At 68.8% G+C, this 23963-nt stretch carries 23 protein-coding genes and 1 tRNA gene; 14 read left to right on the top strand and 10 right to left on the bottom strand.

Annotated elements, in window-relative coordinates; all coding sequences use genetic code 11:
• Positions 1-21: 21 nt before the first annotated feature.
• Positions 22-1164, bottom strand: coding sequence for a dimethylsulfoniopropionate demethylase (locus tag ACO06P_RS13650; protein WP_420345788.1), 1143 nt, complete (start codon positions 1162-1164; stop codon positions 22-24).
• Between the two features lie 201 nt (positions 1165-1365).
• Positions 1366-2037 carry a hypothetical protein gene (locus ACO06P_RS13655; RefSeq protein WP_420345789.1) on the bottom strand — a complete coding sequence of 224 codons (672 nt, stop codon included), beginning with the start codon at positions 2035-2037 and terminating at the stop codon, positions 1366-1368.
• Positions 2038-2242: 205 nt separating this feature from the next.
• Between ACO06P_RS13655 and trhA the strand changes: the two genes are divergently transcribed.
• Positions 2243-2950 (top strand): PAQR family membrane homeostasis protein TrhA, encoded by a 708-nt coding sequence (gene trhA / locus ACO06P_RS13660; protein ID WP_420345790.1) that lies wholly within the window; start codon positions 2243-2245, stop codon positions 2948-2950.
• Between the two features lie 22 nt (positions 2951-2972).
• On the opposite strand, the gene ACO06P_RS13665 is transcribed toward trhA, so the two are convergent.
• The 5 genes from ACO06P_RS13665 to hemC form a co-directional block, all read right to left on the bottom strand.
• Positions 2973-3048, bottom strand: a tRNA-Thr gene (locus tag ACO06P_RS13665).
• Positions 3049-3188: 140 nt separating this feature from the next.
• Positions 3189-4937 (bottom strand): heme biosynthesis protein HemY, encoded by a 1749-nt coding sequence (locus ACO06P_RS13670; protein WP_420345791.1) that lies wholly within the window; start codon positions 4935-4937, stop codon positions 3189-3191.
• Positions 4938-4940: 3 nt separating this feature from the next.
• A complete protein-coding gene (locus ACO06P_RS13675; protein WP_420345792.1) occupies positions 4941-6572 on the bottom strand; it encodes a carph-isopro domain-containing protein in 1632 nt (543 codons plus the stop codon).
• An 81-nt stretch (positions 6573-6653) separates the two neighbouring features.
• Positions 6654-7427 carry a uroporphyrinogen-III synthase gene (locus tag ACO06P_RS13680; RefSeq protein ID WP_420345793.1) on the bottom strand — a complete coding sequence of 258 codons (774 nt, stop codon included), beginning with the start codon at positions 7425-7427 and terminating at the stop codon, positions 6654-6656.
• The gene (hemC, locus tag ACO06P_RS13685; protein WP_420345794.1) at positions 7408-8358 is read right to left on the bottom strand and encodes a hydroxymethylbilane synthase; all 951 of its coding nucleotides are present in this window, start codon (positions 8356-8358) and stop codon (positions 7408-7410) included. The genes ACO06P_RS13680 and hemC overlap by 20 nt, the downstream gene beginning before the upstream one ends.
• Before the next feature lie 88 nt (positions 8359-8446).
• On the opposite strand from hemC, the gene tsaD reads away from it, so the two are divergent.
• The 7 genes from tsaD to ACO06P_RS13720 all read left to right on the top strand — a co-directional run bounded on the left by tsaD (position 8447) and on the right by ACO06P_RS13720 (position 15110).
• Positions 8447-9508 carry a tRNA (adenosine(37)-N6)-threonylcarbamoyltransferase complex transferase subunit TsaD gene (gene tsaD, locus ACO06P_RS13690; protein ID WP_420349637.1) on the top strand — a complete coding sequence of 354 codons (1062 nt, stop codon included), beginning with the start codon at positions 8447-8449 and terminating at the stop codon, positions 9506-9508.
• 4 nt (positions 9509-9512) lie between these two features.
• Positions 9513-10511 carry an NAD(P)H-dependent glycerol-3-phosphate dehydrogenase gene (locus ACO06P_RS13695; RefSeq protein WP_420345795.1) on the top strand — a complete coding sequence of 333 codons (999 nt, stop codon included), beginning with the start codon at positions 9513-9515 and terminating at the stop codon, positions 10509-10511.
• Between the two features lie 75 nt (positions 10512-10586).
• Positions 10587-10865, top strand: coding sequence for a YciI family protein (locus ACO06P_RS13700; protein ID WP_420345796.1), 279 nt, complete (start codon positions 10587-10589; stop codon positions 10863-10865).
• A gap of 14 nt (positions 10866-10879) precedes the next feature.
• Positions 10880-11281 carry an EVE domain-containing protein gene (locus ACO06P_RS13705; protein WP_420349638.1) on the top strand — a complete coding sequence of 134 codons (402 nt, stop codon included), beginning with the start codon at positions 10880-10882 and terminating at the stop codon, positions 11279-11281.
• 241 nt (positions 11282-11522) lie between these two features.
• Positions 11523-13466, top strand: a complete 1944-nt coding sequence (acs, locus tag ACO06P_RS13710) for an acetate--CoA ligase (protein WP_420345797.1) — start codon at positions 11523-11525, stop codon at positions 13464-13466.
• Between the two features lie 115 nt (positions 13467-13581).
• Positions 13582-14277 (top strand): hypothetical protein, encoded by a 696-nt coding sequence (locus tag ACO06P_RS13715; protein ID WP_420345798.1) that lies wholly within the window; start codon positions 13582-13584, stop codon positions 14275-14277.
• A 137-nt stretch (positions 14278-14414) separates the two neighbouring features.
• Complete coding sequence (locus tag ACO06P_RS13720) at positions 14415-15110, top strand: hypothetical protein (RefSeq protein WP_420345799.1); 696 nt, start codon at positions 14415-14417, stop codon at positions 15108-15110.
• Between the two features lie 26 nt (positions 15111-15136).
• Here ACO06P_RS13720 and ACO06P_RS13725 read toward each other — a convergent pair whose 3' ends face one another.
• Positions 15137-16762, bottom strand: coding sequence for a PLP-dependent aminotransferase family protein (locus ACO06P_RS13725; protein ID WP_420345800.1), 1626 nt, complete (start codon positions 16760-16762; stop codon positions 15137-15139).
• A 158-nt stretch (positions 16763-16920) separates the two neighbouring features.
• Between ACO06P_RS13725 and ACO06P_RS13730 the strand changes: the two genes are divergently transcribed.
• From ACO06P_RS13730 to ACO06P_RS13740, 3 genes are all read left to right on the top strand, one after another.
• Positions 16921-17601: a pyridoxamine 5'-phosphate oxidase family protein gene (locus ACO06P_RS13730; RefSeq protein ID WP_420345801.1), complete on the top strand. Its 681-nt coding sequence runs from the start codon at positions 16921-16923 to the stop codon at positions 17599-17601.
• A gap of 28 nt (positions 17602-17629) precedes the next feature.
• A complete protein-coding gene (locus ACO06P_RS13735) occupies positions 17630-18085 on the top strand; it encodes a GNAT family N-acetyltransferase (protein ID WP_420345802.1) in 456 nt (151 codons plus the stop codon).
• 85 nt (positions 18086-18170) lie between these two features.
• Positions 18171-19115, top strand: coding sequence for a DMT family transporter (locus ACO06P_RS13740; protein ID WP_420345803.1), 945 nt, complete (start codon positions 18171-18173; stop codon positions 19113-19115).
• A 42-nt stretch (positions 19116-19157) separates the two neighbouring features.
• Here ACO06P_RS13740 and ACO06P_RS13745 read toward each other — a convergent pair whose 3' ends face one another.
• On the bottom strand, positions 19158-19412 hold the full coding sequence (locus ACO06P_RS13745) for a DUF1674 domain-containing protein (RefSeq protein WP_420345804.1): 255 nt from the start codon (positions 19410-19412) through the stop codon (positions 19158-19160).
• 166 nt (positions 19413-19578) lie between these two features.
• Between ACO06P_RS13745 and htpX the strand changes: the two genes are divergently transcribed.
• From htpX to rsmB, 3 genes are all read left to right on the top strand, one after another.
• Positions 19579-20454, top strand: coding sequence for a zinc metalloprotease HtpX (htpX, locus tag ACO06P_RS13750; RefSeq protein WP_420349639.1), 876 nt, complete (start codon positions 19579-19581; stop codon positions 20452-20454).
• Between the two features lie 164 nt (positions 20455-20618).
• Complete coding sequence (locus ACO06P_RS13755; protein WP_420345805.1) at positions 20619-21737, top strand: mandelate racemase/muconate lactonizing enzyme family protein; 1119 nt, start codon at positions 20619-20621, stop codon at positions 21735-21737.
• Positions 21738-21797: 60 nt separating this feature from the next.
• The gene (gene rsmB / locus ACO06P_RS13760; RefSeq protein ID WP_420345806.1) at positions 21798-23123 is read left to right on the top strand and encodes a 16S rRNA (cytosine(967)-C(5))-methyltransferase RsmB; all 1326 of its coding nucleotides are present in this window, start codon (positions 21798-21800) and stop codon (positions 23121-23123) included.
• Here rsmB and ACO06P_RS13765 read toward each other — a convergent pair.
• The gene (locus ACO06P_RS13765) at positions 23120-23890 is read right to left on the bottom strand and encodes a hypothetical protein (RefSeq protein WP_420345807.1); all 771 of its coding nucleotides are present in this window, start codon (positions 23888-23890) and stop codon (positions 23120-23122) included. The two genes, rsmB and ACO06P_RS13765, sit on opposite strands and share 4 nt — an antisense overlap.
• Positions 23891-23963: the final 73 nt, after the last annotated feature.

Genomic DNA, 23963 nt, shown 5'->3' on the forward strand with positions numbered 1-23963 from the left:
AACCTCTTCATCGCAAGTCCGTCAAACCGTCTTCTTGCTGACGAAGGGTAGCGGGCTGACGCTTGCGTCCCGGACCGACTCCCCTGCCTGACCTTCTGCCCGAACCGTCAGAGCGGTCCCCTCGTCGCTGTGCTCTGCGGCGACGAGAGCCAGGGCGATGGTCTGCTCCAGGCCCGGAGAGTAGACGGCACTGGTCACGCGCCCGATGGCCTGCCCGTCATAGCTGACCTCCGCCCGCTCGATGCCGGCCATGGCCTCGCGCCCGCCCTCGACGGAGAGGCCGACGAGACGGCGGCGCACGCCGTCGCGCTCGATACGCGCCAGCGCCGCCTTGCCGATGAAGTCCGCCTCCTGCTCAAGGTCCACGAGGCGGCCCAGGTTCATCTCGTAGGGATTGTTCTCCAACGTCATGTCAGCGCCGTAGGAGAGCAGCCCGCCCTCGATGCGGCGGATGGCCGAGGGGGTGGCCGGAGCAATGCCGTGGGGGCGGCCCGCCTCCATGATGACCTCCCACAGCCGGTCGCCGTCCGCCGCGTTCTGCAGGTAGATCTCATAGCCGCGCTCACCGCTCCAGCCGGTGCGCGAGACGATCAGCGGCATGCCGTCCAGATCGAACTCTGCGAAGCGGAAGTACTTCAGGTCGTTCAGCGCGGCGCCGAACAGCGCCTCGCCCACCGTGGCCGCCAGCGGCCCCTGAAGCTGCAGGGGCGAGACGTCCGGTTCGAAGACCTCCACGTCGTAGCCTCCGGCAAGCGCGATGCCCTTGGCCCAGAGCAGCACGTCGCTGTCGGCCAGGGAGAGCCAGAAGCGGTCCTCCGCCAGCTTCAGCAGGACGGGATCGTTGACGATGCCGCCGCGCGCGTCGGTCATCATAACGTACTTGCATTGCCCGACGGCGCAGGACGAGAGGTCGCGCGGACTCAAAAACTGAACGAGGCGCGCGGCATCGGGACCGGCGATCTCCACCTGCCGCTCCACCGCCACGTCCCAGAGCGTGACGCCGTTCACCAGGTGCCAGTAGTCGGCCTCCGGGCTCTCGTAGTAGAGCGGCAGGTACATGTGGTTATAGACCGAGTAGGCCTTGCAGCCGTAACGCTGGGTGGCGGCGAAGTACGGCGAGCGGCGCACCCGCGACGACAGCACGATGTTCGAGACGACGGACATGACCGCTCTCCGGCAAGGACGGGTTCAGGAACACAGGGAAACTTGTTTTGGCGAAGGGATGCGGCAAGCGGCAGGCGCTGTCGCCCCCGAAGGCGACACGCGGTTATCCCAGGGGCGACCTGATTGTGCGGCGACTTGCCTATGCTGTTGGTTGGGGCGCTGTGCTGCCTTGAGCACGCTGGCCCCTAGAGCATGCTGTCCCTAGAGCATGCTGTCGACAAAGCCCGGCGGGATCCAGCCGGCGCGCCAGGTCTCCAGCGGCACCACGTGGGCGGGGCGGCCGTTGTCCTCGAACCAGGTATCGATGGCGTAGGCCTTGCCGGTCTTCAGTTCCTCGACCACGGCGGACTGATGTGGCCACTCGCCGTCGATCAGCAGGCCGCGCCCGGCCCAGCCGGTGATCTTGTGCCACTTGAGATAGCCGGCCCTTGCCATGAGGGTGAGATAGACCGAGGTGTTGGTGGTCTCGTCCACGCAGTCGAGCTGGTTGTTGCCGCTGATGGCGTTGAAGGTGCCGGCCTCGTCATCGTGGGTGCCGGTCTGGCGGCCCACCGCCTCTTCCAGGATTGCGGTCGCCATGGCAATGCGGGTGCGTTCGATATCGGCGGAGGCCGCAGGCTCGGCGAAGAGATCGGCCACCGGGTCCCAGTCCATCTCGGTCAGCGAGACATGGGAAACCAGGCGGCAGCCATAGCCATGGCAGATCGAAAAGCTCTCCAGCGTGGCGCCGGTGAAATTGCGCTCGGCCATCAGCTCGTCGTAGTCGCCGCCGGGCGTGCCGCAGGCCGCGAGCAGCGCCATCACGCCGCCGGCCAGAACCGGCCGCAGCCCAGAAGCCGCGCCCACCCGTCCTAGGCCAAATCCGAAGCTCATCCCTTCCCCCCAACAGAACCGGAATACGGAGCGCACCTGCTCCCGCGGCAACCCTTCCCTCACGGCGCCGGGGCGCATTTAACCATTCCGGACATAGTGGTGCAAAGTCACAGTGGTGTTAGAGGCCGGCCGTACGGGCAAGCGGCCCCTTGCGGCCGCGCCGGGGCCTGGGGGATGATAGGAGCCTCAGGAGGAGGCGCCGGCAATGTCCAAACCCCTGCACTTTCCGCAGTTCACCAGAGGCGAACGGCTGGCCGACGCCGTGGTCCACATCCTCGGCGTCAGCGCCAGCCTGGCCGCCGCGCCGGCGCTGCTGGTCCTCGCGGTTTGGCACAGCCAGTCCTCCCTGGCGCTGATCGAGCCGGGAACCTTCGGTCCCACCCTGTTCAGTACCGCCAACCTCAGCCTCGCGGTCTACGGCCTGGGTCTGGTTGCCGTCTTCGCCTGCTCGGCGGCCTACAACATGGTCTGGCATCCGAACTGGAAGGAGGTACTGCGGCGCCTCGACCACGCCGCCATCTTCGTCATGATCGCCGGCAGCTATACGCCCTTCTCCCTGGCGGTGATCGGCGGCACCTGGGGCTGGGCGCTCTTTGCAGTGGTCTGGGCGGTGGCGGCCCTGGGGGTCGCGCTGAAGCTCTTTCTGCCGCGCCGCTTCGAGCGGGCGGCTATCGTGCTCTATCTGGCCCAGGGCTGGTCCGTCCTCGTGGTCGTGGAGCCGCTGGCGACGGCGCTCTCCACCCCGGCCCTCAGCCTGCTGGTCGCCGGCGGCGTCATCTACACCCTGGGCGTCGTCTTCCACCTCTGGCGCAGCCTGCCCTACCACAACGCGATCTGGCACGCGCTGGTGCTGATCGCCGCCGCCTGCCACTACCTCGCCATCCTCGACGCCGTGGCGCTGGGGACGGGGTAAAACGGTCAGAACTGCGGGGAAATGGTGCCGCCTGCGTGACTTGAACACGCGACCCTCGCATTACGAATGCGATGCTCTACCAACTGAGCTAAGGCGGCACACCTGAAGCCGGTCCTAAGTCCGGCCACCTGAATCGGCGGGACCTTACGGCGAAGCCGTCGCCAACGCAAGTGCGGCAGGCCTCGCCAAACGACCCTCGACCCCTAAGGGAACGGCCTTAATCCAGGGTTAACGGCCCCTAGCGGGGGTCGCGCTCGATGCGCGGCGGGACCGAGCCCTCGACCGCCACTGCCTCTTCGGCGTCGTCGTCGCCAAGGTCGCGGCTGCGTTCGCCGGGCGGCGGCTCCTGCCCGTTTGCCCCGGCGGCGGCCGGTGGTTTTGGAAGGGCCGGCTTGACGTCGGAAGGACCGATCTCGGCGGGCCCGGCCAGAGGCTTCGCGGGGGCCGGCGGCGCCGGTGTTTGTGGCTTTGGCCGCCCCGGCGCCGGGGCTGCGGTCGCATCGGCTTCGGCGGCTGCGGCCCCGGTCCCTGCCTCGTCGTCGCCCTCGGGACGGTCCGGCGGCTGGTCCGGCAGCTTGGCGAGCGGCATGGTCACCGGGGCGACCCGGCTTTCGCCGGTGCGGGCGCCCTGCTTTGCGGTGATCTGGGCCAGGGCCGTGCCTGCGCCGGGCGCGGTCAGGCTGCCCACGCGGCGCGGCGCGCCCCAGACCAGGGAGTCGAAGCTGCCACAGGCGCCGCAGTCGACCGACCAGCGCGCGGCCACCGCCCCGCAGGTGTTGCAGACCCAGGCGGGATCGCGCGGCGCCTCGCCGGCCCGCTCCAGCCAGGAACGGGCGGCGGCGATGTCGCCGTGTTCGGACTCCTCCAGCCGCGCCATCAGCCGGCAGACATGGGCGCGGGCCGGGTCTTCACCCTCCAGGGTCACCAGAATGCCCAGGTGACGCCGCGCCTCGCCCCAGAGCCCGGCATCCAGGTTCGCTTCCGCCAGCGCCAGGTGGCTTTCGCGGTGGTTGGGGTTCAGGGCCGCCAGCTTGGTGAAGCGCTTGACCTGCTCCAGCGGCTTGGCGGCGGGCGCGGCCTGTCGGTAGAGCGCCGCCAGTTCGGCCGAAGGGCTGCGCGCCCAGATGCGTTCCACCACCTTGGCGGCTTCGCGGAAGCGCTCGCTCTCCACCGCCAGGCGGGCATGCAGGACCGCCGCGGCCAGCAGGGCGGCATCGGCTTTCTGCGCTGCGCGGCTGAGGCTCAGCGCCTCGTCGCGCCGGCCCTCGGCGCAGGCCTTTTCCGCCTTGGCGAGGGTGATGACGGCCCCCTTGTGGTCGGCCTCCGGCTTTGCCAGCGCCTTGATCTTCGCAGCCTGTTTCAGGGCAGCCGCCGCGCCGTCGTAGTCGCCGGTGCGCTCGCTCAGCTCGAAGAGGTTGGTCACCACCCAGGGCGTCTTGGGGCGCATGGCATGGGCTTCGCGCACGTAGCCGAGCGCGCGCTGGTCGTCGCCCTTGCGCAGGGCCTGCATCAACAGGCCACGCAGACCCAGGAAGCGGGTTTCCGGTTTCTCCAGCATGGCGTTGAAGTACTTCTCCGCCGCCAGTTCGTCACCGTTGAGCTGGGCCGCCTGGGCCGACAGCAGCAGCGTGAGCGGCGGGTCCTCCAGCAGGCTGTCGGCCTTGCGCGACCAGCGCGCGGCCTCCTGCGCGTCGCCGGCAGCCACCGCCACCATGCCCTGGCTGAGCGCCCGGAAGCCGCGCCGGCGCCGGCTGGCGGAAAGCGCGCGGCCGATGGTGCCGGGCGTTCCGAGGATCAGGGTGATGATGCGGTAGAGAATGATGACCGCGACGGACAGCACCACACCGGCCAGCACCAGCATGCCGATCGGCGGTTCCATCTGGTAGCCGAGCCATTCGATGGAAACCCGGCCCGGGTGTTCCGCCAGCCAGAAGGCGGCGAGAACCGCCAGGGCGGCAAGCGCGACGAAGACGATGACGCGGCGCATGGATTATCCGCCCGCCGTCAGGCGAAACCGCTCGGAGACCATGGCCCCCAGGGCGCTGACCGCCTGATTGGCGGCGACCCGCGCCTCGGCTTCGCCGCGCCACTGCGCCGCCGCCTCGGCCGCGGCGCCGGTGAGACTGGAAATCTCCGCCAGGGCGCCTTCCAGATCGCCGTCGTTCAGCTTCACCTCGGCGCGGGCGGCGACCGCCGTCGGGCTGTCGCCTTCGACCAGTCCGACGGGGCGCAGGTTCACGGCCTCCGAAAGGCGCCGCAGCACGCCGGCCGACCAGCCCTCGCCCTCCTCGCCCAGTTCGATGGCGGCGAGCCGGCGCGCAACCTCGGGAAAGGCCGCCTGCAGGTCCCTGAGGCTCGGCAGGCCCGCCGGAGCCCGCCGCTCCAGGGGCGCCGTGATGTCGGTCAGCGCGGCATCCCCTTCGGCCAGGTTCTGCAGCATGCGCAGGGGTTCCTCGTAGGGGCCGGAGCCGCGGATCGCGTCGCGCAGCTGCAGCATGGCGAGAAGCAGCAGCGTCTCCTGGCTGCCGGGGGCGGCGTCGCGGCTGGCGGCCGCCGTTGCGAGATCGCGTTCGGCCTGTTCCAGGCGGGCGACCAGTTCCGACTGTGCCGTCAGCAGTTCGTCGAGACGGGCCGCCTCGCTGCTCAGGCGGTTGCTCAACGCTTCGGTCGGGATGCCCGCCGCGGCCTGGCTTTCCTCAAGCGACTGCAGCCGGTCGGTCAGGCGCGCCAGATTGGCGCTCAGGGACTCCAGCGCGGCGCGGGTTTCCGGGTCCTGGCCGGCGCCCTGGGAGACGGCGGCCTCCAGGGTCGACAGGCGGTCGTTGACGGCGGCGACCGCCTCGGAGTTATCGGGCGGCAGGGCGGCCTGCAGATCCGCCAGGCGGACATCGAGATCCTGGAGTGCGGAGGCCACGGCCTCCTGCTGCTGGCCGCTCTGGGGATCGACGAGCGGCAGCCAGTAGCCGCGGCTGAAGACCATTGCAACCGCGATCGCCACCGCCAACAGCACGCCAAGGACCACCCCGGGGACCAGCGATCCGGAACGCCGGGGCGGCGGGGCTGCGGACCCGGCCGGCTCCGGCTTCGCCGACGGTTCCGCTTTCTCAACCCCCTCCGGTTTCGAGGACCCCTCCGGGGCCGCCGAGGCGCGGGAAGCCCGGCTGCTGCGCGAGGCCACCGAACTGGCTGCGCTCTGAGCTGGCTTTTCCATCTTTCCGGCCGAGGATTTCTCCGCAGCCGACGCATCCTTTGCAGGGCTGTCCGCCGCCTTTACTTCCTGCGCCTCGGCCTCGATGACCGGCGGCGTCGTGGAGCCGGCCTCAGGCAAGGCCGAAGCCCGCAACAGGGCAGCGTCCAGGGCCAGCCCCTTTTTCTGGGCGGCCGCGCGGATCTGATCGTGGCGGTTGGCCGGGATCGACTCCCGCTCCTTCCAGCCCTGCACGGTGGAGACCGCGACACCCAGGTCCTTTGCCATCGGCCGGATGCCGCCGAAGAGCTCGATCACCGCGATGGCCGGCGCAGTCTTTCTGTCGTCCGGCTTTCTATCGTCCGGGCCGCTGTCGTCCGGCTTTTTGTCTTCCGTGGCGGCCGTCTTGCCGCCCTGCCCTTCGGATTCCGCCATGATCCCCGCAAACACCCTTAGATCGGGCGCCGCACGCCCCCCTTACTATAGGCCCTTCGTTGCAGCGCAGTACGCGCTTCATTACTCGCGCTTCGCAGCCAGGGCGTCAAGCCGTGCCAGCAAGGCCTGCTGATCCGGCTGCTCGGCCACCGCCACCGCCGCCCAGGGCAGCCCGGAGAGGCGTTCTGCGACGGCCCGGCTAAGGCAAACGGCCGCAACCCCTCTGCAAGCCGGGACAAGGCCCGCCTCAGCGATCAGGCTAGCAAAGGTGGCCGCTGTCCTGGGCGAGAAAAATGTGACGGCGTCGATCAATCCTGAGTCGATTTTGCGAACAAATTCCTCGGAAAAGCTCTGCGCGGGCACGGCATCGTAGAGGACGGCCCGCAGGACCTGGAACCCGTCCTCCGCGAGCAGGCCCTGGAGGTCCCCGGCCAGCTTGCCCGCCGCCGGATGGAGCAGCGGGCCGGCGCCTGGGTCGAGGGTGTCCCCGACAAGCTGCGCCAGGTCTTCGACGGTGCCGGCGGCCGAGTGCACCGCGGTGAAGCCGGCCGCCCGTGCAGCCGCCGCCGAGGCATCGCCGACGGCAAAGACCGGCAGCGCCCGGCGCGCGTCGCAGCGCGCAAAGGCGCGCAGGCCGTTGGCACTGGTGATCAGCAGCGCCTGCGCATCCTGGTGACCGGCCGGCCAGGCCGGGTCATCCCGCGCTTCGATGGCGAGGAGCGGTTCATGATGAACGGAGTGCCCGCGCGCGGTGAGGGCTTCGACCAGGGTCTCCGCATCCTCGCGCGGGCGGGTGACGACGACGCGCAGGCTTCGTGAACCCGGATCCGAGCCGTCAGTGTCCGGTGATGGCATCGATGACGTCACTGCCGGCGGAGGCCAGAAGCTCCTGACCCAGCGCCTTGCCGAGCCCGATCGGGTCGGCGACCGAACCCTGCAGGTCGGCGCGGAAGACGGCGCTGCCATCCGGCATCGCGAGCAGCCCGCGCAGCCGCAGGCCCGCGCCGTCGTCGGACAGCTCCGCCAGCCCGGCGATCGGTGTGCGGCAGGACCCCTCCAGCGTTTCCAGCATGGCGCGCTCGGCGGCCACGCGAAGCCCGCTGTCCCGGCAGCAGATGGCATCGAGCAGGCCGCGGCTGCGCTCGTCGTTCTCGCGGATCTCCAGGCCGATGGCGCCCTGGGCCACCGCCGGCAACATCTCCTCGACGGAAAGGGCGGCGGTGATCCGCCCTGCCTTGCCGAGGCGCCGCAGCCCGGCCACCGCCAGCAGGGTGGCGTCGACCGTTCCGGCGGCCAGCTTGTCGAGGCGGGTGTCGACGTTGCCGCGGATCGGCTCGACCGTGAGGTCGGGGCGCGCGATCAGCACCTGGGCCTGGCGGCGCAGCGACGAGGTCCCGACCCTGGCGCCGGCTGGCAAAGCGGCAAGGCTGTCGCCGTGCGGGGAGAAGAAGGCGTCGCGCGGGTCCTCGCGCGGCAGGATGTGCTCCACCACCAGGCCGTCCGGCAGCCAGGTGGGCACGTCCTTCATGGAATGCACGGCGGCATCGATCTCATCGGCCAGAAGGGCCTCTTCGATCTCCTTGGTGAACAGCCCCTTGCCGCCGATCTCCGCCAGGGCGCGATCCTGGATACGGTCGCCGGTGGTCTTGATGACCACGATCTCGACGGCGCCGTCCTCGGCCAGCTCGGCGTGCGCATCGCCGAGGCGGCGGCGCACCTCGTGCGCCTGGGCCAGGGCAAGGGGACTGCCCCGGGTGCCGAGGCGGAAGGGAGAGCGTGTCGCCATGCGCCAAGCATTAGAGCATGACTGGCTTCGCCACAATCCTTGCTCTAAGGTCCGGCGCATGGCCGAGACGGAAACCCGAGACGGCGCGCTGAGCGTGCTGGGCATCGAGACGTCCTGCGACGAAACTGCCGCGGCGGTGGTGACCGGCGCTGGAGAGATCCGCGCCAACCTCGTCCTCTCGCAGCTCGACGAGCACCGCCCCTACGGCGGCGTGGTGCCGGAGATCGCCGCGCGCAGCCATCTCGACCACATCGACGGTCTGGTCGAACGGGCCATGGCGGAGGCGGGGATCGACTTCCCCGAACTGGACGGCATCGCCGTCACCGCCGGGCCCGGCCTGATCGGCGGCGTCTTCGTCGGCGTGATGACCGCCAAGGCCATCGCCCTGGCCTGGGACCTGCCCTTCCTGGCGGTCAATCATCTGGAGGGCCACGCCCTGACGGCGCGGCTGGGTACCGATCTCGCCTTTCCCTACCTGCTGCTGCTGGTCTCCGGCGGCCACTGCCAGCTTCTGGCGGTGGAGGGCGTGGGACGCTACAGGCGCCTGGGCGGCACCATCGACGACGCCGTGGGCGAAGCCTTCGACAAGACGGCCAAGCTGCTGGGGCTCGGCTATCCCGGTGGCCCGGCGGTGGAGCGCCAGGCGGCGGAGGGCGACCCGACGGCCTTCGATCTGCCGCGGCCGATGCTGGGGCGCCCCGGTCTGGACTTCTCCTTCTCCGGCCTCAAGACCGCCGTGCGTCATGCGGCAGACACGGCCGGGCTGCTGGACAACCCCGACGGCGACCCGGCCCGCAAGGCGGATCTGGCCGCCGCCTTTCAGACAGCGGTGGGCGACATTCTGGCGGAGCGCTGCGCCAAGGCGCTGGCGGTCTTCGCCGAGGACTACGGTCAAGCCGGGCCGCTGGTGGTGGCGGGCGGGGTCGCCGCCAACCGCCATCTGCGCCAGCGCCTCGACGCCGTGGCGCAGGACGCCGGAAGCGCTCTGATCGCACCGCCGCCGGCCCTCTGCACCGACAACGCCGCCATGATCGCCTGGGCCGGAGTGGAACGCCTGCGCCTCGGCCTCACCGACCCGCTCGATTTCGCCGCGCGGCCGCGCTGGCCGCTGGAAGATCTCGGTGCCGCGGCGGCCACCCGAGCAGGCTAGAGCAATGCAACACCTGGCCGTCATCGGCGCCGGCGCCTGGGGCACGGCCCTGGCCGTCGTCTGCCGCCGTGCCGGGCGCCGCGTCACCCTCTGGGGCCGCGACCCGGCGCGCATGGACGAGATCGCCAAGGGCCGGGAAAACCCGCGCTACCTGCCGGGCATCACCTTGGACAAGGAGATCCACGTCACCGGCGACGCGGCCGCGCTGGCCGAAGCCGAAGCCGCCCTTGTGGTGGTGCCGGCGCAGACGCTGCGCGCCACCCTCTCCGAACTGGCACCCGCCCTCAGGCCGGATCTGCCGCTGGTGCTCTGCGCCAAGGGGATCGAGCAGCACAGCGGGCAGTTGATGACCGCGGTGGCGGAGGCCTGCGTGCCGCGGAACCCGCTCGCGGTGCTCTCCGGCCCCACTTTCGCCGCCGAGGTGGCCGCCGGCCTGCCGACCGCCGTGACCCTGGCCAGCGACGCGCCCGCCCTGGCCGAGGCCCTGGCCCGGGCGATCGGCAGCAGCCGCTTCCGTCCCTACGTCTCTGACGACCCGCTGGGGGTGGAGATCGGCGGGGCGGTCAAGAACGTCCTGGCGATTGCCTGCGGCATCGTCGCCGGGCGGCGGCTGGGCGACAACGCCCGCGCCGCGCTGATCACCCGCGGCCTGGCCGAGTTGACGCGGCTCTGCCTGGCGCGCGGCGGCAAGGTGGAAACCATGATGGGGCTGGCAGGGATCGGCGATCTCACGCTCAGCTGCACGGCGACCCAGTCGCGCAACTACAGCCTCGGCTTCGCCCTCGGCGCTGGGAAGACCCTGGAAGCAGCCCTGGCGACCAGCCGCGGCGTCACCGAGGGCGTCTACACCGCCAAGGCCGCCGCCGAAATGGCCGAGGCGGAAGGCATCGAGATGCCGATCTGCCGCGCTGTCGATCAGGTGGTGAACCAGGGCGCCGATCTGGCCGCCGCCATCGAAGGGCTGATGGCCCGGCCTTTCAAGGCGGAGGGCTTTTCGGCATAGTGCCGGCTTCACCGTTGCCGGCGCTGTCGCTGCGGCCCATCCAAACAGCAGAGCCAGAGGGAGAGAGGGAGTTTCATGGCGTTCGTCTTGTACTGTGTCGACAAGGCCGGCCACGGCCATGTCCGGGCGGAGAACCGGCCGGCCCACCTCGACTACCTGAACAGCAATCTGGAGCGCATCCTGATCGCCGGACCGATGACCAGCGATGACGGCGCGTCCGTGACCGGCAGCGTCATCATCCTCAGCGACGACAGCCGCGCAGAGGCCGAAGCTTTCGCCGCCGGCGATCCTTACACCAAGGCCGGCCTCTTCGAGAGCGTCACCATCACCGCCTACAAAAAGGTGCTGCCGTGACCGCCTACTGGCTGATGAAGTCGGAGCCCGGCACCTGGTCCTGGGACGACCAGGTGAAGGCCGGCAGCGCGGAATGGGACGGCGTGCGCAACTATCAGGCCTCCAACAACATGAAGGCCATGGAGCTGGGCGACCTGGCCTTCTTCTATCACTCGGTCAACGAAAAGCAGGTCGTCGGCATCGTCGAGGTGGTGAAGCTCTACTACCCCGATCCCAGCGATGCCAGCGGACGCTTCGGCATGGTGGACGTGAAGGCGGTGAAGCCCTTCGAGCAGCCGGTGACCCTGGCCCAGATCAAGGCCGAGCCCAAGCTTCAGGACCTGGCGCTGGTGCGCCAGTCGCGGCTCTCGGTGCTGCCGGTCAGGAAGGCGGAGTGGACCCTGATCTGCAAGATGGGCAAGACCGAACCCGCCTGAGCCCCCGTCGCGCGCCCGCACCCACGCACCCGCCAGGCCCGCCGGGCCGCCGGGCCGCCGTTCATCATAAGCCTCTAATCCTAGGGCCTTGCCGGGCAGCCGACCGATACCAAAGGCCAGGGGCCCGGGCCTTGTTTCCCGCCCCGTTTGCGGAAATAATCCCAAAAAACGAGAGAAGACGGCACCGAGGGCTAGCTGGCCGTCCGCATGATCCGATCCTAGCAGGGAGGCCTCCTAAGACATGTCCGAAGCGACCGTATTCCCCGTTCTCGCCAATACCGCGGAAAGCGCCTGGTGCGACGAAGCCGGCTATTTCAAGCTCTACGAACAGTCTATCGCCGACCCTGAAGCCTTCTGGGCCGAACACGGCAAGCGGATCCACTGGTTCAAGCCCTTCACCCAGGTGAAGGACGTCAGCTTCGGGCCCGGCGACGTACACATCAAGTGGTTCCACGACGGCACCACCAACGCCAGCTACAACTGCATCGACCGCCACCTGCCGACCCGCGAAAACGACGTCGCCATCATCTGGGAGGGCGACGACCCCAACGACCAGCAGCACATCACCTACGGCGAACTGCACGAGCATGTCTGCCGCCTGGCCAATGCCATGAAGGTGCGCGGCGTCAAGCGGGGCGACCGGGTGACCATCTACATGCCGATGATCCCGGAGGCGGCCTATGCCATGCTGGCCTGCACGCGCATCGGCGCCATCCACTCCGTCGTCTTCGGCGGCTTCTCGCCGGACGCCCTGGCCGGGCGCATCCAGGACTGCCAGTCGGAATGCGTGATCACCGCCGACGAGGGCCTGCGCGGCGGCCGCAAGATTCCGCTGAAGAAGAACACCGACGTCGCCCTTGAAAGCTGCCCCGAAGTAAAAACGGTCTTCGTGGTCAAGCGCACCGGCGGCGACATCGGATGGTCCGAAGGCCGCGACGTCTGGTACCACGAGGCCTGCGCCACCGCGGCGCCGGACTGTCCGGCCGAGGAGATGGAGGCCGAGGCGCCGCTCTTCATCCTCTACACCTCCGGCTCCACCGGTAAGCCCAAGGGCGTGCTGCACACCACCGGTGGCTACATGGTCTATGCCTCCATGACCCACCAGTACGTCTTCGACTACCACGACGGCGAGATCTACTGGTGCACGGCCGACGTCGGCTGGGTCACCGGGCACAGCTACATCGTCTACGGGCCACTGGCCAACGGCGCGACCACGCTGATGTTCGAGGGCGTGCCGAACTATCCGGACTCCTCGCGCTTCTGGCAGGTCTGCGACAAGCACAAGGTGAACATCTTCTACACCGCCCCTACCGCCATCCGCGCCCTGATGCGCGAGGGCGAGGAGCCGGTGAAGAAGACCAGGCGCGACACCCTGCGCATCCTCGGCAGCGTGGGCGAGCCGATCAATCCGGAAGCCTGGATGTGGTACTACGACGTCGTCGGCGAAGGCCGCTGCCCCATTGTCGACACCTGGTGGCAGACCGAGACCGGCGGCATCCTGATCACGCCGCTGCCGGGCGCGACACCGCTGAAGCCCGGCTCCGCGACGCGCCCCTTCTTCGGCGTGCGCCCCGTCATCGTCGACGGCGAAGGCGGCCATCTGGACGGCGCCACCGAAGGCAACCTCTGCATCGCCGATTCCTGGCCCGGCCAGATGCGCACGGTCTACGGCGATCACGAGCGCTTCATCCAGACCTACTTTTCGACCTATCCCGGCAAGTACTTCACCGGCGACGGCTGCCGCCGCGATGCCGACGGGTATTACTGGATCACCGGGCGCGTCGACGACGTCATCAACGTCTCCGGCCACCGCATGGGCACCGCCGAGGTGGAATCCGCCCTGGTCGCCCACGACAAGGTCGCCGAGTCCGCCGTCGTCGGCTATCCGCACGATATCAAGGGCCAGGGCATCTACGCCTATGTCACCCTCAACGTCGGCGAGGAACCGACCGACGATCTGCGCAAGGAACTGGTGCAGTGGGTGCGCAAGGAGATCGGCCCCATCGCCAGCCCCGATCTGATCCAGTGGGCGCCGGGCCTGCCCAAGACCCGCTCCGGCAAGATCATGCGGCGCATCCTGCGCAAGATCGCCGAGAACGACTACGGCAGCCTGGGCGACACCTCGACCCTGGCCGACCCCGGCGTCGTCGACGATCTGATCAACAACCGTATGAACCGCGGATAGTCGTAAGACTACGCCCAATAAACGGCCGGTTTCTTCGGGGACCGGCCGTTTCTCTTTGGCGTCGTCGGATCGCCTTTGCTAGCCTTTCGGTTGCAACAGCTGGGCGGGGTGGAGCGTGACGGTGGACCGCGAGAAACGACCAAAGGGCGGCTGGACGGCGCCGATAGCGGCTGCGCTGCTTCTGATGTTGAGCGCCTGCGCCACGGCGGAGGTCGACGACGGCAACGGGCGTTTCATCGCCCTGCCCGACGAATGGGACACCATCGACATCGGCGAGGCGGACCTCGACCTGCCGCTTGGCTCCCCCTACGAGATCGATGAACTGCGCCAAAGGGTGGGCGCCCATCAGATCTTCGAGAACCTCTATACCTTTCACGGCGTCAACGGCTTCCTGATCACCTCCCGGGTGTTCTTCGGCGAGTTCGCGCGCAACCCCTCGCTTGAGATCCGCGACGAGCAGGACTTTCTGCGCTTCGCCAGGACCCTGCCGACGGTGGAAAGCCGGCGCCTGACGGTCGGCAGCGCAAGGCCCTTCGGCAACCCGGACAAAGGCAGCACCGGCTACTACACCAAGGCGATCTCCGAACTGCGCCACGAGGACTGTTTCATCTTCCGTTTCGGCTATCATCTGGTGGACTACAGTTCCTTCGGCAGCGACCCCGAGTCGATCGACACCATCGTCACCGGCCAGCTCTGCGGCGACGACTTGGACGAAGCCGGGCTGCTGACCCTGCTGGCCGAGGTGAAGGTGGTGGAAGACCGGGCGCACTTCCGCGAAGCCCTCTCCCGCAGGAAGATCGGCACGATCTAGGGCCTATCAGCAGGCGCTCTCCATCTACCAAATTGGGGAAAGAGGCCTCACTCTTTGCAACTGTGCGTTTCATACATGCGTTATGATGCGCTATGCTGTGCTTCTGCGAATGTGGAGACAGAGGCAGGGAGAGACCAATGGCACAGGGGCGGGCGGCCAGCGAAGATGCAGTTCCAGAATCGGGCACTGCCGCGTTCCACATGACCCGATGTCTTGGAAGGATCTCGGCCTTCTTCGTGCTGATCTCAATTGCGGCCTGCTCAGGAGTTCAGAACAGCGCCGGCACAGGAACCAGCATCGAACTGCCCGGGCGCTGGGACCCGATCGCCAGTGCGGACGCCGATCTGACCTTGGCGAAAACCCTGCCAGTAGACGCAGCCTCTTTCCACCGGCGCACGGACGTCCCGCAGCAGATCGAGGACTATTACAGCTACGATGGCAGTGAGGGGGTCAGGGGCCACATCGTGACGATGCGCGTTCCTGGCGGCGTTCTTTCCGAGGACATCATGTTGGAGATGCGACAGGCGCGACTGTTTGACGCTCTGATCAAAGGCCGACCGGAGGCAACGCAGTACCAACTGAAGATCGGAACGATCTCTTACTTTCGCAGAGACCACCCCCACACCGTCGGCCACTACGCAACGGCGCCTTCCGGCAACAGCCAGCAACAGTGCTTCTTCGCACGCATCGGCAAGCTGCTTGTGGAGGACAACAAGGACAGCTCGTATCCCGGCGCCATTGATACTCTTGTGAATGCGGTTCTGTGCGGTAACCGAGTTGACGAAGGATCGCTCGTTGCGGCGCTCAGCACCATGGATGTTGCTCGGCGTTAGGCTTAACCCGGCTGTTTCAGGGGCCGTCAGGAACCCATCGCTGTCCGCAGCGCCTCTCCCAGCCGCCGGGCGCCGCGGTCGATCTCGTCTTCCGGAACGCCGGCGTAGCCGAGCATGAGGCCCTGGCGTGTCGCCGGACCATGGAAGAAGTTCGCCAGGGGCACGACGCCGATGCCCGCCGCGGCCGCCACCCGCGCCGCGCCCTGGTCGCCGAGACGCGCGGCCAGCGGTGCTTTCAAACCGGCCATGACGTGCAGGCCCGCATCGTCGGGCGTCACCGTCAGCAGGTCGTCGAGGTGCGTCCTCACCGCCTTCACCAGAGCCGCCTGGCGCGCGGCGTAAAGCCGGCGCATGCGGCGCACGTGGGTGGCGAAGTAACCCTCCTCGATGAAGCCGGCAAGGACCGGCTGCACCAGCGCCGACGGCATTGCGCCAAGCGCCGCCTGGCCGGCGGTGAGCGGCTCTACCAGGGCCTCCGGCACCACCAGATAGCCGATGCGGATGGAGGGAAAGAGCACCTTGGAGAAGGTGCCGACGTAGATCACCCGCCCGGCCTCGCCGCGCCCGGCGGCCAGCCCCTGGAGGGAGGCCAGCGGCCGGCCCGCGTAGCGGTACTCGCTGTCGTAGTCGTCCTCCAGGATCCAGGCATCGGCCTCCCGCGCCCACTCCAGCAGCTCCAGGCGCCGCGCCAGGGTGAGCGTGGTGCCGAGGGGATAATGGTGGGACGGCGTGACGACCGCGGCGCGGGCTTTTGGTGCGAGGCGGGCTCCGGCGGCAACCGAGATCCCCTCGCCGTCCAGGGGCACCGGCACCAGTTTCGCACCGGTCGCAAGCAGGGGTCCGCGCAGACCGACATAGCCGGGCTCCTCGATCCAAACGGCATCGCCGGGCTCCAGCAGCATCTGGGTCGCCAGGCCGATGGCCGCCTGCGCGCCCGTGGTGACGATGACCTGGCGCCAGTCGCATTGCAGACCGCGGTAGGCCCGGAGGTAGCCGGCGATCGCCGCGCGCAGGCTTTGCATCCCGGCGGCGCTGTCGAGCTGGAGGAGCCGGTCGGCCGGGCGGCGCCAGATGCGGGCGTAGAGGCGGCCCCAGACATCGAAGGGAAAATCGTTGGTCTCGGGACCGGACAGAAAGGCCCGCAGTGTCTCGCCCGGAGCCTGGGCTGGGTTGGGCGCCGGGACCGCCGCCGGGCCCTGCGCTGGGCCCTGCGCTGGGCCCGGCGCTGGGCGGTGACGGTCGCGGTCGCGCCGGCTGAGGTCGACGATGGCCGCGGCGCGCCCGGCGAGCCGGGGCCCCGCCGTACCCCCGGACACCTCGGAGGATGCGCTATCGGCCTCCGCCGGTGGGGCCACGCCCAGCAGCTCCTCCGGCAGGACGCGGCAGACGTAGGTGCCCGACCCGGCCTGGCCTTCCAGGTAGCCTTCGCTCAAAAGCTGGTCGAAGGCGGTGACCACGGTGTTGCGCGAACAGCCCAGTTCCGCCGCCAGGGCACGGCTGGACGGCAGCCGGGCCCCCGGCGGCAGGCGGCCCGCAAGGATGATCTCCCGCAGCTGCTCGCAGAGTTGCTGCTGCAGGGTGACGGGCGCAGTGCGCTCGAGCGCCAGCGCAAGCAGCGCTGTTTTGCGGCGGCGAAGCGATTGCGGCGGCATGGCGCCCTCCCGAACCGGGCCCGCAGAGCCGAGGACCCATAAACTGGTCCGGTAAAATAGCACGAAGCGGTTCTTCCTGAAAAACCACCTTCCGCCTAGCGTGCGACCGCGCCGCTCTCAAGCCGTTCAAAGGCCGCTGGAAGATCCCCGGAAGATCCATGACAGATTCACACACGACCCAGTCCAAGGAAGCGTTCCGCCCCACCGAGCGGACGCGGCTCAAGCGCGCCCACACCCGCGGCCACTACGACCGCGAAACGGTCTATGCGATCCTCGACGCCGGCCTGATGTGCCATGTCGGCTATGTCATCGACGGCCAGCCCTACGTCACGCCGACGGCCTATTGGCGTATGGACGACCGGGTCTACTGGCACGGCTCCTCGGCCAGCAAGATGCTGCGCCACCTGAAGCAGGGCCCGCAGGTCTGCTTCACCGTCGCCCTGATGGACGGCCTGGTGCTGGCGCGCTCCGGCTTTCACACCTCGGTCAACTACCGCAGCGTCATGGCCCTGGGGCGGGCCGAACTGGTGGAGGGCAAGGAGCGGAAGCTGGCCTGCCTGGAAGACCTGATGGAGCGCATGGTGCCCGGCCGCTGGCCCGAACTGCGTGCACCGACCGCCCAGGAGGCCAAGGCCACCACGGTCGTCTCCCTGAAGCTGGAGGAAGTCGCGGCCAAGGTGCGCAGCGGCCCGCCCATCGACGACGACGAAGACATGGACCTGGACGTCTGGGCCGGCGTGGTGCCGACCCCGACGGCGATCGGCACGCCGGTCGACGACCCGGCGCTGAAGAGCGGGCTGACCCCACCGGCGAATCTCGCCAGAATTCAGATCGGCTGACAGGAGAACAGCGAGGTCGATCAACCCCATGGACGAAACGCGGGACCGGCAGGCAGCCGTCACGGTCATCGCCTGCCGCGATGCGGAGAGCATCGCGGCCTGCTACGACGTGATGCATGAACTGCGCGACGGCCTGGGCCGGGCCAGCTACGAAGAACGGATCGCGGAGGCCAGGGCGCAGGGCTATCGCCTGGCCAGGGCGGAGGATAGGGGTCAGACCGTGGGCGTGATCGGTTACCGCCTCTGGAACGATCTCGTCTTCGGCCGCAGCCTGTTCGTCGACGACCTGGTCGTCGCGGCGGCGCGCCGCGGCAGGGGCGTCGGCCAGGCCCTGCTGCGCCATGCGGAAGAGGTTGCCCGCCGCGAAGGCTGCGCGGCGCTGCGCCTCAACTCCGGCCTCTGGCGCGAGGACGCGCACCGTTTCTACGATGCTTTCGGCCTGCACAAACGCGGCTATGCCTTTGTGAAATCCCTGGAGACGTAGGCGGGACGGATAGCACCCATGCCGTAACCGCATTTGCGGGAAAGCGCCCGGGCGTCTATCAGCAAGTCATGATGAGCGGTCTGTCATGACACGCGGCGGCCTGCCCGGCAGAGCCCAAGGCAACCTTCTCGGCCTCGGCGCCGCGGCCACCTTCGTTCTGCTGTGGAGCACCGGCTTCATCGGCGCCAAGCTGGGCCTGCCCCATGCCGAGCCGCTGACCTTTCTGGCGCTGCGCTTTGTTATCGCCGCGGTCCTGCTGGCCCTGCTGGCCCTGGCCACGGGGGCACCTTGGCCGCGGGGCTGGCGCAGCCTCGCCCACCTCTCCGTCGCCGGCCTGCTGCTGCACGGCGTCTACCTGGGCGGCGTCTTCGCCAGCATCGACCGGGGCGTGGAGGCCGGCGTCTCCGCCCTGATCGTCGGCATCCAGCCGGTCCTGGTGGCCGCCCTGGCCGGCGCCGTGCTGGGCGAGCGGGTGAGCCGGCGCCAATGGCTGGGCCTGGTCCTGGCGCTGATGGGCGTCGCCCTGGTGGTCTGGCGCAAGCTGGGCGCCGGGCTGGGCACGCCCGAAGGCGTCGCCCTCAGCCTGCTGGCCCTCTGCGGCATCACCGTCGCCACCCTCTATCAGAAGCGTTTCTGCGCCGAAATGGACCTGCGCAGCGGATCGGTGGTCCAGTATCTGGCCGCCGCCGCCGGCTGCGGGCTGTTCGCGGCGGTCTTCGAGGAGCGGCAGATCGCCTGGACCGGCGACTTCATTCTGGCGCTGACGTGGTTGGTGCTGGTGCTCTCGCTGGGGGCTGTCAGTCTGCTCTACTGGCTGATCCAGCGCGGCCAGGCCTCCCGCGTCTCCAGCCTGTTCTTCCTGGCGCCGCCGGTGACCGCGCTGATCGCCTGGCCGCTGTTCGGCGAGACCTTCGGCCCCCTTGCCCTGCTGGGCATGGCGCTGACCATGCTGGGTGTCGCCCTGGTGAACCTGGGCGAAAGCCGGAAAGCTGCCCCTGGGGGCGGATCTGATCTGGAAAAGAGGTCCTGAAGGACAGGATGGTAAAGGACGGCGTGGTAGACGATGGGGCTGTCAGAAATCGACGCAGATGCCCTTGCGCTCCCAGTCGCCGTAGCGCGTCGGCTCCGGACCACTGGGACCGCCGAGTTCCTTGGGCTGCCCATTCTTTTTTGCAGGCCCATTCTTCGCTGCAGGCACCGCCTTGGGATCGGCTTGTCGGGCCGTCTGCTCCTCTGCGCCCGGGTTGCGGGCGGGCGCGGGCGCTTGCAGCGGCTCGACCTGGGAGTCCCTGGGTTTGGGCTTGCGCGCGGTGAACTTCTCGAACATGCCTTTTATATGGCATCGCCGGGCACCTTCGCCAAGTCTTGACCTGCCCGCCGGCGCTCCCCACCTCAGACAGGGAGATTGCACAAAACCCTTGAAACAAAGAACAAAATCGAGGCTCCGGCCCTCCCGCCAGGCCCCATAGTGACGACCCCATAGTGACGAAATGATGAACTCTCTGCGCACCGGCATTCTGATGGCCGCCATGACCGGCCTGTTCCTGGCCGTCGGCTTCCTGCTCGGCGGCACCGGCGGCATGCTGATCGCCTTCGTCATCGCCCTGGGCATGAATGCCTTCGCCTACTGGAATTCCGACAAGATGGTGCTGCGGATGTTCCGGGCGCGCCAGGTCGACCGCAAGACGGCGCCGGCGCTGGTGGGGATCGTGGAGCAGCTGTCGGCCAATGCGGCCCTGCCGATGCCCAAGGTCTATGTGATCGACGACGACCAGCCCAACGCCTTCGCCACCGGGCGCAACCCGGAAAACGCCGCAGTTGCGGCCACCACCGGCCTGCTGCGCCGCCTGAGTTCGGAGGAACTGGCCGGGGTCATGGCCCACGAACTGGCGCATGTGAAGAGCCGCGACACCCTGACCATGACGATCACGGCGACCATCGCCGGCGCTGTCTCGATGCTCGCCAACTTCGGCCTGTTCTTCGGCAACAGCCGCAACAACCCGCTGGGCTTCGTCGGGGTGATCCTGATCATGATCCTGGCGCCGCTGGCCGCCGCACTGGTGCAGATGGCGATCTCGCGCACCCGCGAGTATGCCGCCGACCGCATGGGCGCGGAGATCTGCGGCCAGCCGCTCTGGCTCGCCTCGGCCCTGGAGAAGATCGACCGCGCCGCCCGCGGGATCGACAACGAAGTGGCCGAGAGCAACCCGGCGACGGCGCATATGTTCATCATCAACCCACTGCACGCCAATCAGATGGATGGCCTCTTCACCACCCACCCGCGCACCGAAAACCGCATTCAGCGGCTGCGCCAGATGGCCTCCGAAATGGGCCAGTCCGCCGGCCGGCCGGGACGCCCCTGGGGCTGACCTGGGGCTGACCTGGGGCTGACCTGGGGCTGACCTGGGGCTGACCTGGGGCTGAGCCCGCTTCCGCAAGACCCGCCGGCAAAGCAGGGCTGGTTCGCTCCCCGACCCATAAGCTAGGTTGCAGTCAAAAGACCGAGACCAACGGGTTCGGGGGAGGAGCCACCATGAGCGGAACGACCATCCGCAGCATCGAGCCTGCGCTGTTCCAGGTGCCGCTGGCGGAGGTGCTGAGCGATGCCATGCACGGCGACCATACCCATTTCGATCTCATTACCGTGCGCATCGCCCTCGACAACGGCGCCGAGGGCTTCGGCTACAGCTACACCGGCGGGCGCGGCGGACACGGCGTCCATGCGGTGGTCGAGCACGATCTGCGGCCGGTCCTGACCGGACGGGATGCTGCCGATATCGAAGGTCTCTTCGCCTTCATGCACGACTATCTGCACTATGTCGGGCGCGGCGGCATCGCCACCATGGCGATCTCGGCCGTCGACATCGCGCTCTGGGATCTGCGCGGCAGGCTGCGCGGCGAAGCGCTGTGGCAGATGGCCGGCGGCGCGGGCAGAAGCGCCAAGGCCTACCGCGGCGGCATCGACCTGGGCTACGCCCTCGAAAAGCTGCTGGCCAGCGTCCAGGGCTACCTCGACGAAGGCTTCAACGGCGTGAAGATCAAGGTCGGACGCCCCGACCTGGCCGAGGACATCGCCCGCACGGAGGCGGTGCGCGCGCTCATCGGCCCCGACAGGGCCTTCATGGTGGACGCCAACTACGCCTTGAGCGTGGACCAGGCGATCGCCGCTGCCGAGGCCTTCAAAGCCTTCGACCCGCTGTGGTTCGAGGAGCCGACCGATCCGGAGGACTACGCCGGCTACGCGCGCATTGCCGACGCAACCGGCATGCCCCTGGCGATGGGCGAGAACCAGCGCAGCCTGCACGAATTCGCCTCTGCGCTCTCCACGGCAAAGCTGTCCTTCCTTCAACCGGACGCCGGCAACTGCGGCGGTATCACGGCCTTTCTGAAAGCCGCCGCAATGGCGCGGGAGCGCGGCATCCCCGTCTGCTCCCACGGCATGCAGGAGCTGCACGTGAGCCTGCTGGCCGGCCTGACCACGCCGGAGGATCCGCAGGCCGGCTGGCTGGAAGTGCACAGCTTTCCCATCGACGCCTACACCACCCGTCCCCTGGTGGTGGAGAACCACCTGGCAGTGGCCCCCGACGTGCCCGGCACCGGTGTCGTTTTCGACTGGGACAGGCTGAAGCCCTATCAGGTGATACCGGGATAAGCGGCCAAGACCGAGCGCGAGGCTTGCAGGACCGCCCCGCGTCCCTTACCTGCTAGCGCCATGAGCGACAGCCGCAAAAAAGAGAGCAACAGAAACAAGGGTGCCGATGCCCGCCAGACGGCGCTGGCGATCCTGCGCGCCGTGCTGGACGACGCCCGCCCGCTGGACGAGGCCCTGGCGCAGAACCCGGCGCTGCCGAAGCTGGCGCCGCGCGACCGCGGCTTCACCCGGCTGCTGGCGGCCACCGTCCTGCGCCGCCTCGGCCAGATCGACGCCGCCATCGACCACTGCCTGGACCGGCCGCTGAAGCGCAAGGACAGAACGCTGCGCCACATCCTGCGTCTCGGCGCGGTGCAGTTGCTGTTTCTCGGCACGCCGGCCCATGCGGCAGTGAGCACCAGCCTGGGGCTGGCACGGGGGCCGCGGCTGGCGGGACAGCGCGGGCTCCTGAACGCCGTGCTGCGGCGGCTGGCGCGGGAGGGCGAGGGCCTCTCGGCAGCGCAGGATGCCGCCCGCCTCAACGTGCCGGCGTGGCTGTGGGAGGCCTGGTGCGCGGCCTACGGCGAAACGGCGACGCGCGCCATCGCCGCGGCGCATCTGGCCGAACCGCCCCTGGACCTGACCTGCAAAGCCGAAGACGGCGAGGACTGGGCGCGGCGACTGGACGCGGAGCGGCTGCCCGGCGGCAGCCTGCGCCTGACCGGCGGCCAGGGCGACGTTGCCCGCCTGCCCGGGTATGCGGAAGGGGCGTGGTGGGTGCAGGATGCCGCTGCAGCCGTTCCCGCGCGCCTGCTGGGCGATGTCGCCGGCAGGACGGTCATCGATCTCTGCGCCGCGCCCGGCGGCAAGACCGCCCAGCTTGCCGCAGCCGGGGCCACCGTCATCGCCGTGGAGCGGGCGGTCAACCGCTTGAAGCGGCTGGAAGAGAACCTGCAGCGCCTCAGCCTGGGGGCCGCGACCGTTACGGCTGATGCCGTCGCCTGGCGGCCGCCGCAGCCGGTCGACGCAGTGCTGCTGGATGCGCCCTGTTCGGCGACCGGCACCCTGCGCCGCCATCCCGACATCGCGTGGCTGAAAGGCCCGGAGCAGATCGCCGGGCTGACGGAAGCGCAGGACCGTCTGCTGGACGCAGCGGTGACCATGCTGAAGCCCGGCGGGCTTCTCGTCTACGCGGTCTGTTCGCTGCAGCCCGATGAGGGGCCGGAGCGCATCGCGGCTCTGTTGGAGAGAACCGACAGTGTGGTCCGCGTGCCCATTGCGGAGGAGGAGATCCCCGGCATGACCGAGGCGCTCACCGCCGAGGGCGATTTCCGCAGCCTGCCCTGCCATCTCGCTGCGCAGGGTGGCCTCGACGGCTTCTACGCCTGCCGCCTTCAGAAACGCTAGGACACGTCGTCGTCCGTCAGGATCGTCGGCCGGATGAAGAACAGCAGTTCATGGTCCGCGCCGCGATGCACGCTGCCCTTGAACAGGCCGTTCAGAGCCGGAATGTCGCCCAGAAAGGGCACGCCCTGCCGTTCGGACTCGTCCAGGGACTTCAGCCCACCGAGCAAAACAGCCGCACCGGGGTCCGGCATGTCGCTGAGGATGTTCTGTACCGACGGCAGCGTGCCCAACTCTCCGAGACTGGTCGGCGCAACCTCCGTCAGCATCGGCCCCGCCGACAGACGGTAGTGCCCCTTGCCGTTCACCACGCCCAGGCGGTAGCCGTCGACTTCGACATCGTCGCTCACCACCGCCGCCAGGGTATTCTCCCCGGCGATGTAGACCGTGCCGACCTGGTTCTCTTCGGTGAAGTCGTCGGCATCGAGCCGGTCGCCGAAGAGCGAGCCCAGCAACGGCACATCGCCGACATCCACCGTGTCCAGGTTCTTGTAGTCGACGCCGAAGGACGTCTCGGCGACATGCACGAAGCGGCTCTGGATCACCACCACCGATTCGATGCGAAGCGTGATGGTCCGGTCACCGGAGATCACCGGCACGATATTGAGCCGTACCCCTTCGTTGCGCGAGTGACCGTCGCGTTGTTCGCCATCACTTCTGCTGTCGTTGGCCTTCTCGCTTGCCACGGCAGGTTGAACCGCCGCCAGCGCCATATACGCGATCACAGCAAGCGCCCCCAAGACGGCGCCCGCCTTTGCTGTCCCGAACATCTCAGCCCCTCCGTTTTTTCGCCCCCAAGGCCCGACCGGGGACCTAAGCGAACAGCTTAGCAGAAAGGGCACT

Source organism: Pelagibius sp. (genome assembly GCF_965227505.1).
In the GTDB taxonomy this organism is placed as follows: domain Bacteria; phylum Pseudomonadota; class Alphaproteobacteria; order Kiloniellales; family Kiloniellaceae; genus Pelagibius.